The following is an 8,412-nucleotide window of genomic DNA, read 5'->3' as shown; positions in this document are numbered from 1 at the left end:
GCCGACCCAGCCGAAGGCGTGGATCCCGGCGTCCCGGTAGTTGCGCAGCGCCCGGATGTAGTGCGGGTCCGAGGTGACGACGATTGCTGTTCCTCCCGGCTCACGGACGAACTCCGGATCCGTGATGCTGCAGATCAGCGACCTCATCCAGGGTCGGTGCGGGGCGGTCGGCAATGACCCCGGGGACGCGACTGCACCCGGTGACACCTACTGAATCCCAGGGGCAGGTCACAGGTGCTGAAGGAACAGCCTGGTGCCGGCCTCCCGGAGGCCGTGTCCGCAGCCCAGGGATCCTGGAGATCCGCCATCGGCGCCATCGGCGGGGCAGCGGTGACGGGGCCGGTGACTACAGGTTCGCGACAGCGTAGTCCGCCTCTTCAGCGGTGAACTGGTCTCCGTAGTCACTGGTCAGCTGATCGCGGATACCTTCGGGGGACATGTCCATCGTGTCCCGGTAGTTGCGGGCGCTTTCGAGCGCGTTGTTGTTCCAGTCGGCGCTCATGTTGTCCACCGCGTACTGGGCCTCCTCGGGGAGGAACTGGTCGCCGTATTCGCTGATCAGCTGGTCGTAGACACCGGCCTTGGACATGTGCATCGTCTCGGCGTAGTTCTCGGCACTCTTCAGGGCGTTCGCGTTCCAGTCTGCGTCGACATTGTCGACGGCATACTGGGCGGCTTCCGGGGAGAACTTGTCGGCGTACTCACTGGTCAGCTGATCGAACAGTCCGGCCTTCGACATGTGCATCATGTCGGAGTACCGCTGGGCACTGCGGAGCGCAGACTGGAAGTCGGCGGGGGCGTCGGTGTCTCCGGGGTTGTCGGCTTCCGCGACCACGGGGGTATCGGTGGCGGCATCGCCCGCCGGGGTGGATGCAGGGGTGCCCACCGGGGTGGCCGTCGGGGTGGGGGAGGACGCGGCGTCCTCGTCCCCGCCCCCACCACCGGTTGCGACGGCGATGACGCCGATGACCACCACGAGCACCAGCACGATGAACCAGACCCGCCTGTAGAACGGCTTCTTCGGGGGTTCCTGCGGTGCCGGTGCGCCGTAGGGTGCCGGCTGGTCGGGCATCCCGGGCCGCGTGAACTGTTCGGTCGGTGGCATCGGGGCCCCGTAGGGCGCACCGTAAGGGTTCTGCGAGTTCCCGGTGTTCTGGTCCTGCGGGCCGGTGGGAGGTGTCGTGGTCATGGAACGTCTCTTTCGGGGTGCGACGGCGCTGAGGGACGCCGCAGGTGACCCGGTCGAACCACGATGTGGGCGTGACCCGACCGGGGCGTCCGCCGTCTCTTCCGGAGGACGCGGAAACCATCATGTCCGGCGCCCGGACGCCGAAATCCGCTGTTCGAGCACCCCGTTCGAACGCGGGAAACGGCACCGACGGGCCGCAACCGAGTCCGGGAGGCCCCGGAGCCCCCCCCGGATCCCCGGATCCCCTGTGAGCAGCCCTACTTCTTCACCGAGTACAGCCGCTTGTTCACGAATTCGTCCATGCCCAGCGGCCCCAGCTCACGGCCGTAGCCGGAGCGCTTCACGCCACCGAAGGGCATGGACTCGGTCTCCGGGGCGGACCGGTTCACCCCGGTCATGCCGGCCTCCAGCCCCTCGGCGAACTTCTCGGCGCGACCCTCCTCCACGGCGAAGACCGTGGAGCCGAGACCGTACTGGGTGTCGTTCGCCAGCGCCAGGGCCTCCTCGTCGGAGCTGACCTTGTACACGGTGACGACCGGGCCGAAGAACTCCTCGTAGGCGATGTCGGAACCCACCGGAATGTCGGTGAGCACCGCCGGGGCGACGTAGAAGCCCGAGGCGAAGTCACCACCGACCCGGGTACCGCCGACGCGCAGGGTCGCCCCGGCCGCCACCGCGCGACCGATCTGGTCGAGCAGGTTGTCCGCGGCACGCTCCGAGGACAGGGGTGCGAAGGCCTTCTCCGCGGTGTAGTCGCTGATCTCGGCCGGATCCTTCGGCGTCAGCGCGGACACCAGGGCGACGGCCTCGTCGACGAACTCGTCGTAGATGTCCGCAGAGACGATGATGCGCTTGTTGGAGTTGCAGGCCTGTCCGGTGTTCTCCAACCGGATCGCCACCGCATCGGCGGCCGCGGTCTTCACGTCATCCGTCGACAGGATGACGTAGGGGTCGGAGCCGCCGAGTTCCAGGACTGCCTTCTTCAGCGCGGCGCCGGCCTGCGCGGCGATCGCCGCACCCGCCCGCTCCGAACCGGTCAGTGACACGCCCTGGACCCGCGGGTCCTCGATGACGGTCGAGACCTGCCCGTGGGTGGCGAAGATGTTCGTGTACACGGCCTCCGGGTAGCCGCCCTCACGCAGGGCCTGGCGCACGATCTCCTCGACGACGAGCGCGCAGCCGGGCACGGATTCGGCGTGCTTGAGCAGGATGACGTTACCGGTGACGAGGTTCGGGGCCGCGAACCGGGCGATCTGGTAGTAGGGGTAGTTCCACGGCATGATGCCCAGCAGGATCCCCACCGGACGCCGCTGCACGACGGTGCGGGACTCGTCGGTGTCCTCCAGGACCCGGTCGGCGGCGAATTCCGGGCCGTGGGTCGCGTAGTAGGCGAAGATGTCGCCGGAGAAGTCGGCTTCGCCGGTGGACTCGCCCAGTGGCTTGCCCATCTCGCGGGTGGCCAGCGCGCCGAGCTCGGCGGCGCGCTCCTTGAAGATCTCGGCGGCGCGGGTGACGACGGCGGCGCGCTCCTCGATCGGGGTGGCGCGCCACACTGCGGCGGCGGACGCGGCGTCCTCCAGGACGGTGGCCAGCGTCTCGTCGGTGAGGTGCTCGTAGTTCGCGGTGACCTCGCCGGTGGCGGGGACGGTGGTGCGGTAGACGGGGGAAGAGGTCGGGACAGACATGGTCACTCCTTGGTCGTGATGTCGGTGGTCGGTGAGATGGTCAGTTCGTCGACCGCACGGTCGGGCGGACCGGGCCGGTCGGGGAGGTCGGGTACGGTGTCCACGGTAGCTGCGTCCTCCGGTTCGTCGCCGGAGTGGCTGTGGGCGAGCGTTTCCCCGCGGAAGAAGCCGGGGTTGCGCCACCGGGTCCACAGCATGCACACCACGCCGAGGGCGAGGACGCCCATGCCGAGGATGATCACCATGCCCACCCCGCCGATCGACGAGCCGGACCCGTAGGACGGGTCGAGGGAGTCCACTGCGGTGTAGAAGAACATCACCAGCAGCACCACCCCGCCGATCAGCGGGAAGAGGAACATGAACAGGGCGTTGCGCAGCGAGGCGAGGCACTCGGTCCGGAAGTACCAGACGCAGGCGACGGCGGTGATGCCGTAGTAGAAGCAGATCATCAGGCCGAGGGCGGTGATCGTGTCCCACAGGGCGTTCTCGCTGAGCAGCCGGGTGACGGTGTAGAACCCGCCGGCGGCGATCGCGGCGGCGGCGGTGGCCACGGACGGCGTCCGGAACCTGGGGCTGATCCTCGCGAAAGACGCGGGCAGCGCCTGGTAGTAGCCCATCGCCAGCATCGTGCGCGACGGTGAGATCATCGTCGACTGCAGTGAGGCGAAGGAGGAACTCAGGATCGCCAGGGACATGAGGATGCCCCACTTCCCGAGCACCGGGTCGGCCATCGCCGCGAAGATGGACTCCTGGTTGTCGGGGTTTCCCGCACCCAGGCCCTCGGTGCCGGTGCCGGCCCACGCGATCACGCCGACAGCGCACAGCGCGTAGATCGCCATGATGATGAGCACGACGATGGTGGACGCCCGGCCCGCGGTCCGCTTCGGGTCCCTGGTCTCCTCGTTCATCGTCAGTGTGGCGTCCCAGCCCCAGAACATGAAGATGGAGAGGGACACACCGGCGGCGACGGTGGAGAAGGAGCCCACGTCGAAGGGGTTGAACCAGGACAGTTCCACCGACGTCGGGTCGAAGCTGGTGCCGCGGTCGGACTGGACCAGGGCGGCGACGGCGAAGACGGTGAGGACGATCAGCTGGAATCCGACGAGCCAGTACTGGATGTTCTTCGTGGCTTCCACGCCCCGGAAGGCGATCCACGCGGCGACCGTGATGAGCACCAGGGTGGTGGGTATGTTGATCCACAGGTTGTCGGTGAGGTCGGCGAGGCCGGGGTTGTCGAAGATCTGCGAGAGAAGCAGGTAGAAGAAGTCGACGGCGACGGCGGCGAGGTTCGACAGCACGATGATGGTCGCGGCGATGAGCCCCCAGCCGCCCATCCACCCGATCCACGGGTTGAAGGCCTTCGTCGCCCAGGTGAACGAGGTGCCGGAGTCGGGGACGCGGTTGTTGAGCTCACGGTAGCCGAAGGCGATGAGCAGCATCGGCAGGAAACCGAGCAGCAGGATACCGGGGACGTGCGTCCCGACCTCGGAGATCGTGGGTCCCAGGCCCGAGGTCAGTGTGTAGGCGGGGGCGATGCAGGACACGCCGACGACGACGGCGCCGAGGACGCCGATCTTGCCGGCCGCGAGGCCTTTGCCGGACGTCGGGGCGGATCCGGTCCCGTCGGCGGGGGTGGTGGTGCCGGTGGTGGTGTTCGGGTCGCTCATCTACCGGCCCCCCTCTGATCCGCTGGTGTCGCCGGGCGCCGTGCCGGTCGCTGTGCCGGGCGCTGTACCGGTCGCTGTGCCGGGCGCCGTGCCGGGCGCCGTGCCGGTCGTTGTACCGGTCGCTGTGCCGGGCGTCGCCGGATGGGTGTAGCCGGCCGGGACGACGACGACCGGCACCGGGGTGGTGCGCATCATCCTCGTGGCCGTCTTGCCGAGGAAGAGGTGTCCGAGGGTCGCCAACCGGGAGGACGCCACAAGCACGATCTCGTCGTCGTCCCAGTCCAGCTCGGCCAGGGCGTCGGTGACCGATCGGCCGGTGGCGATGACCGTGGTCGCGTAGCCGGCGTCCACCATGTCGGAGGCCTCAGCGGCGAGCCGGGCGGTGGCGTAGTCGTACACGCCGTTGATCACCGCCATGTTGATTGCCGCGGTGTCCTCCAGGTCGGCGTCGGCGGCGCCCGGGTCGTCGATCATGACCAGGGAGACCAGGCGCAGCGGGATCCGGCGTTCACGGGCGGTCTCCAGCCCGACGGCGATGAGGTCGGTGACGCCCGGGCGTTGGCCGAACATGGTGGTCACCCGCCCGATCGGGCCGGTGTGCCGGTAGCCGGTGGGGGCCATCGCCACCGGTACGGGCGAGGTGTGCAGCAGCGCTGAGGCCATCTGGCCCAGCCGGTGACTGCGCAGCAGGCCGCCGGAGCGGGCGCCGATGACGATCAGCCCGGCGTCCAGGGCACGGGCGGCACCGAGCAGGCCCTCGGCGGCGTCCACCGCACGGACGACATGGCCGGACGCGGTGATGTCGGCCGGGACCTCGCCCAGTGCCTCGGTGAGCCACTGCTCCAGCTGCTCATGGAGGATCCGGTCGTAGCTGCGGTCGTAGCCGTGGGAGGGGCTGAAACCGGTGTCCTCCGGAGCGACGAGCACCAGGTGGAGGGAGACGTTCTGTCGACGCGCCAGGGCGATGCCCAGGGTGAGGGCGTCACGGCCGGTGGCGGTGGCGGCGTACCCGACGACGATCGGGCTGTGCCGTCGGCCCGGGTCGTGTCCCACGTCCCGGACGGGGGTCATGCGGTGTGCTCCCCACCCTGGGCGGCGAGGATCGCCAGTGCGGCGGCCTCCCCCTGGCGCACGGCGCCGTCGACATGCTGGTAGCCCTCCGCGGCGATGTCGGAGCAGGCGTAGTGGACCGGGCCGGTCGGCCGGTTCTGCAGGTGGCCCCAGCGGTGCAGTCCGCCGAGGTCGTAGCTGGTGGCGTAGGCGCCGCGGGTCCACTCCTCGGCGGCCATGTCGGAGAGGTAGAAGGCGACCGGCTCCATGGTCTTCGGGCCCAGGTAGTCGGCCATCGCGGAGAGGATCCGTTCCTTGCGCTCGGCCTCGGGCAGTGCCCACATCTGCTCGGCGTAGAGGTCGGAGACGAAGCCGACGAGGGTGCCGTAGGAGTCCTCACCGGTCGTGCCGTCGGCACCGTAGTTGGTGTTGTCGTAGACCTCCTGGACGAGGCGTCCGCCACCGAAGGCGGTGCCGGAGAGCCCGTCCTCGCGCCAGAACGGGGTCTCGTAGACTGCGTGGACCTTGATGACCAGGCCCATGGAGATGTGCTGGTGGGCGACGTGCTGTTCGCGGGGCATCGGCGGGACGAAGCTGATCCGGTTGTAGAGGTTCGGCGGGACGGCGAGGACGGCGTTCGTCGCGCGGACGGTGACGTCCCCGTCCGGCCCCTCCGCACGGACGGTCACGGAACCGGCGGCCCCGTTGTCGGCCACACCGTTGCGCACGTCGGCGGTCGTGTTGATCTCGTCGACGGTGGTGGTGTCGGTCTCGTGCCAGTCGATCTGACGGACCGGGGCGCCGAGGACGATGTCCCCGCCGAGCTCGCGGATCCGTTCCGCCAGGGTGACGGAGACGGACTGCATGCCGCCGACGACGCGCCGGTCGAGGATGAAGTCCTCGTCGACGAGGTTGGAGAAGGATCCGGCGGACGCCGCCATCAGCACGGCCTGCAGCGTGGAGAACGCGTAGGACGGCTTGGTGAGCATGCCGGAGGCGACGTAGATGGAGACGTTGTCGATGGCCTCCTGGTCGTCGGAGTGCTGGTGGAGCCAGGTGCGGAAGGCGATGGTGTCGAGCTCCTCGGCCTTCTCGGCGGCCCAGGGGGTCTCGGCGCCGATCTCGGCGGCGAGGTCGTCCATGATGCCGATGAGCTTCTCCATCTCGGCCAGGGTGTGGTCGGTGACGGGGAGGCGGTCGCCGGTGTAGGTGTGGCGGGTGCCGTCGGGGGAGACGTAGACGGAGTTGCCCTCACGGAAGCGGGCGAAGGTCTCCAGGCCGAGTTCCTCGGTGAGTGCGGTGAGCCGGGTCTGGTCAGGGGAGATCCACTGGCCGCCGATCTCGATGAAGTGCTCCCGGCCCTCGTCGTCGAGGATGTGGCCGCTCCAGGTGCGGCCGCCGACGCGGTCGCGGGCCTCGAGGACGGTGACCTTCTTCCCCGCCTTGGCCAGGGTGTACGCGGCGGTGAGTCCGGCCGGGCCGGCGCCGATGACGACGACGTCTGCCTCGGTGGTGGTCTGTGACGGGGCGTGTCCCGCCGGTGCTGCTGTGGATTCCATGGTTACTGTGCCCTTCCAAAAAGAACGTTGTTCGTTTAGGGCGACTGTACCGTCCCCGGGCACCCCCTGCGGGCGAAAAATGTAAATTGTGTGTGACACAGGTTCGGTGTCGATGGACAGGTGCGGGATCGACGGGCAGGTGGTGGCATGGTCGGCAGACAAGCCGGTGGTCCGGGAGGACGCCGGGCGGGGCGCCCCGGCACACCGCTGCTCAACCGCGGCATCATCGCCGACGCGGCACTCGGCATCCTCACCGGCGGCGGGGTCGGTGCCCTGACGATGAAGTCGCTGGCCGGGAGTCTCGGCGTCTCCGTCTCCTCGCTCTACAACCACATCGCCAACAAGGCCGAGCTCATGACGACCGTGCAGGACGCGGTGATGTCGCGGGTCGACGCCGACGCATTCACCGTGCTCATCAGCGGTGTCGGTGGCCCGGCGGACCCGGCGGACCCGGCGGACCCGGCGGACCGGGCGGACCGGGCGGACACCGCCGCCCGCCTCGCCGCGGCGTTGCGCTCCTGGTCCCGGTCCTACCGGCAGGCCTTCGCCGACTATCCCTCGCTGGTCCCGCTCATCGCCACGATGCCGGTCACCGGAGCCCCGGCGACCCGCCGGATGTATGACACCGTCGCCGCCGGACTCCTCGCCGCCGGAGTACCGTCCGCGCAGGTCATCCCGGTGATCGTCGCCTTCGAGTCCTTCCTCTTCGGCTCGGCGATGGACGTGCACGCGCCGGCGTCCATCTTCGGTTCGCGCCCGGGGGAGCAGGACGCCCCGGCGTTCCGGCAGGTGGTCGACGCCTTCACCGTAGAGGTGGACGGGACAGGTGGCGGCGGGGACGCCGGGCAGGGGGGTGGCCGGGCCAGGGGGAACGGCCTACCGAACCCCTACGCTGACCAGCCCTTCGAATGGGGTCTCGATGCCCTCGTCGCAGGCACCCTCGCACTGTTGCCGGGCTGACCCGCCCACCGCGTGGGGCCCCGGACGTGTCACCGGGTCACTGCGACGAGCAGAAGCTCGGCGCGGACGACAGGGTCGTCGAGGTCGACCTCCAGGAGCTCCGCGATATGCGTGAGGCGGGTCCGCACGGTGTGCCGGTGCACGCCCAGCAGGTCCGCGGTCACCCCGGTCCTCCCGCCCGAACGCAGCCACGTCTCCAGGGTCTGCAGCAGGTCGCGGCCCTCCGTCGCGCCGCGCGACCCCGCACCACCCGGGCCCGTCCCGGCACCGTCAACGTCCAGCAACCGGTCGACGGTCTCCGT

General features: G+C 69.6%; 7 protein-coding genes and 1 pseudogene. 1 reads left to right on the top strand and 7 read right to left on the bottom strand.

Annotation, left to right across the window (positions count from 1 at the left end; all coding sequences use genetic code 11):
• The 6 genes and pseudogenes from QZV72_RS13730 to QZV72_RS13705 form a co-directional block, all read right to left on the bottom strand.
• A pseudogene (locus QZV72_RS13730) lies at positions 1-207 on the bottom strand (hypothetical protein); the annotation flags it as partial.
• Positions 208-346: 139 nt separating this feature from the next.
• Complete coding sequence (locus tag QZV72_RS13725; protein WP_297009214.1) at positions 347-1,189, bottom strand: Ltp family lipoprotein; 843 nt, start codon at positions 1,187-1,189, stop codon at positions 347-349.
• A 257-nt stretch (positions 1,190-1,446) separates the two neighbouring features.
• Positions 1,447-2,874: an aldehyde dehydrogenase family protein gene (locus QZV72_RS13720; RefSeq protein ID WP_297009213.1), complete on the bottom strand. Its 1,428-nt coding sequence runs from the start codon at positions 2,872-2,874 to the stop codon at positions 1,447-1,449.
• 2 nt (positions 2,875-2,876) lie between these two features.
• The gene (locus QZV72_RS13715) at positions 2,877-4,541 is read right to left on the bottom strand and encodes an APC family permease (RefSeq protein WP_297009210.1); all 1,665 of its coding nucleotides are present in this window, start codon (positions 4,539-4,541) and stop codon (positions 2,877-2,879) included.
• Complete coding sequence (locus QZV72_RS13710) at positions 4,542-5,612, bottom strand: universal stress protein (protein ID WP_297009208.1); 1,071 nt, start codon at positions 5,610-5,612, stop codon at positions 4,542-4,544.
• The gene (locus QZV72_RS13705) at positions 5,609-7,150 is read right to left on the bottom strand and encodes an NAD(P)/FAD-dependent oxidoreductase (RefSeq protein WP_297009206.1); all 1,542 of its coding nucleotides are present in this window, start codon (positions 7,148-7,150) and stop codon (positions 5,609-5,611) included. The genes QZV72_RS13710 and QZV72_RS13705 overlap by 4 nt, the downstream gene beginning before the upstream one ends.
• Before the next feature lie 147 nt (positions 7,151-7,297).
• Between QZV72_RS13705 and QZV72_RS13700 the strand changes: the two genes are divergently transcribed.
• Positions 7,298-8,110 (top strand): TetR/AcrR family transcriptional regulator, encoded by an 813-nt coding sequence (locus QZV72_RS13700; RefSeq protein WP_297009205.1) that lies wholly within the window; start codon positions 7,298-7,300, stop codon positions 8,108-8,110.
• A gap of 29 nt (positions 8,111-8,139) precedes the next feature.
• On the opposite strand, the gene QZV72_RS13695 is transcribed toward QZV72_RS13700, so the two are convergent.
• Positions 8,140-8,412 (bottom strand): helix-turn-helix domain-containing protein (locus tag QZV72_RS13695; RefSeq protein WP_297009204.1); only part of this gene is annotated, 273 nt, incomplete at its 5' end.

Origin of the sequence: uncultured Corynebacterium sp. (genome assembly GCF_902782855.1) — a bacterium.
In the GTDB taxonomy this organism is placed as follows: Bacteria; Actinomycetota; Actinomycetes; order Mycobacteriales; family Mycobacteriaceae; genus Corynebacterium.
Note: the sequence above shows the minus strand (reverse complement) of the source record. Positions and strands in the feature narration are given on the sequence as shown.

What these genes read in the sequence shown, in the direction of transcription:
- QZV72_RS13725 (WP_297009214.1), bottom strand. Translation starts at nt 1,189, where the DNA reads ATGACCACGACACCTCCCACCGGCCCGCAGGACCAGAACACCGGGAAC.
- QZV72_RS13720 (WP_297009213.1), bottom strand. Translation starts at nt 2,874, where the DNA reads ATGTCTGTCCCGACCTCTTCCCCCGTCTACCGCACCACCGTCCCCGCC.
- QZV72_RS13715 (WP_297009210.1), bottom strand. Translation starts at nt 4,541, where the DNA reads ATGAGCGACCCGAACACCACCACCGGCACCACCACCCCCGCCGACGGG.
- QZV72_RS13710 (WP_297009208.1), bottom strand. Translation starts at nt 5,612, where the DNA reads ATGACCCCCGTCCGGGACGTGGGACACGACCCGGGCCGACGGCACAGC.
- QZV72_RS13705 (WP_297009206.1), bottom strand. Translation starts at nt 7,150, where the DNA reads ATGGAATCCACAGCAGCACCGGCGGGACACGCCCCGTCACAGACCACC.
- QZV72_RS13700 (WP_297009205.1), top strand. Translation starts at nt 7,298, where the DNA reads ATGGTCGGCAGACAAGCCGGTGGTCCGGGAGGACGCCGGGCGGGGCGC.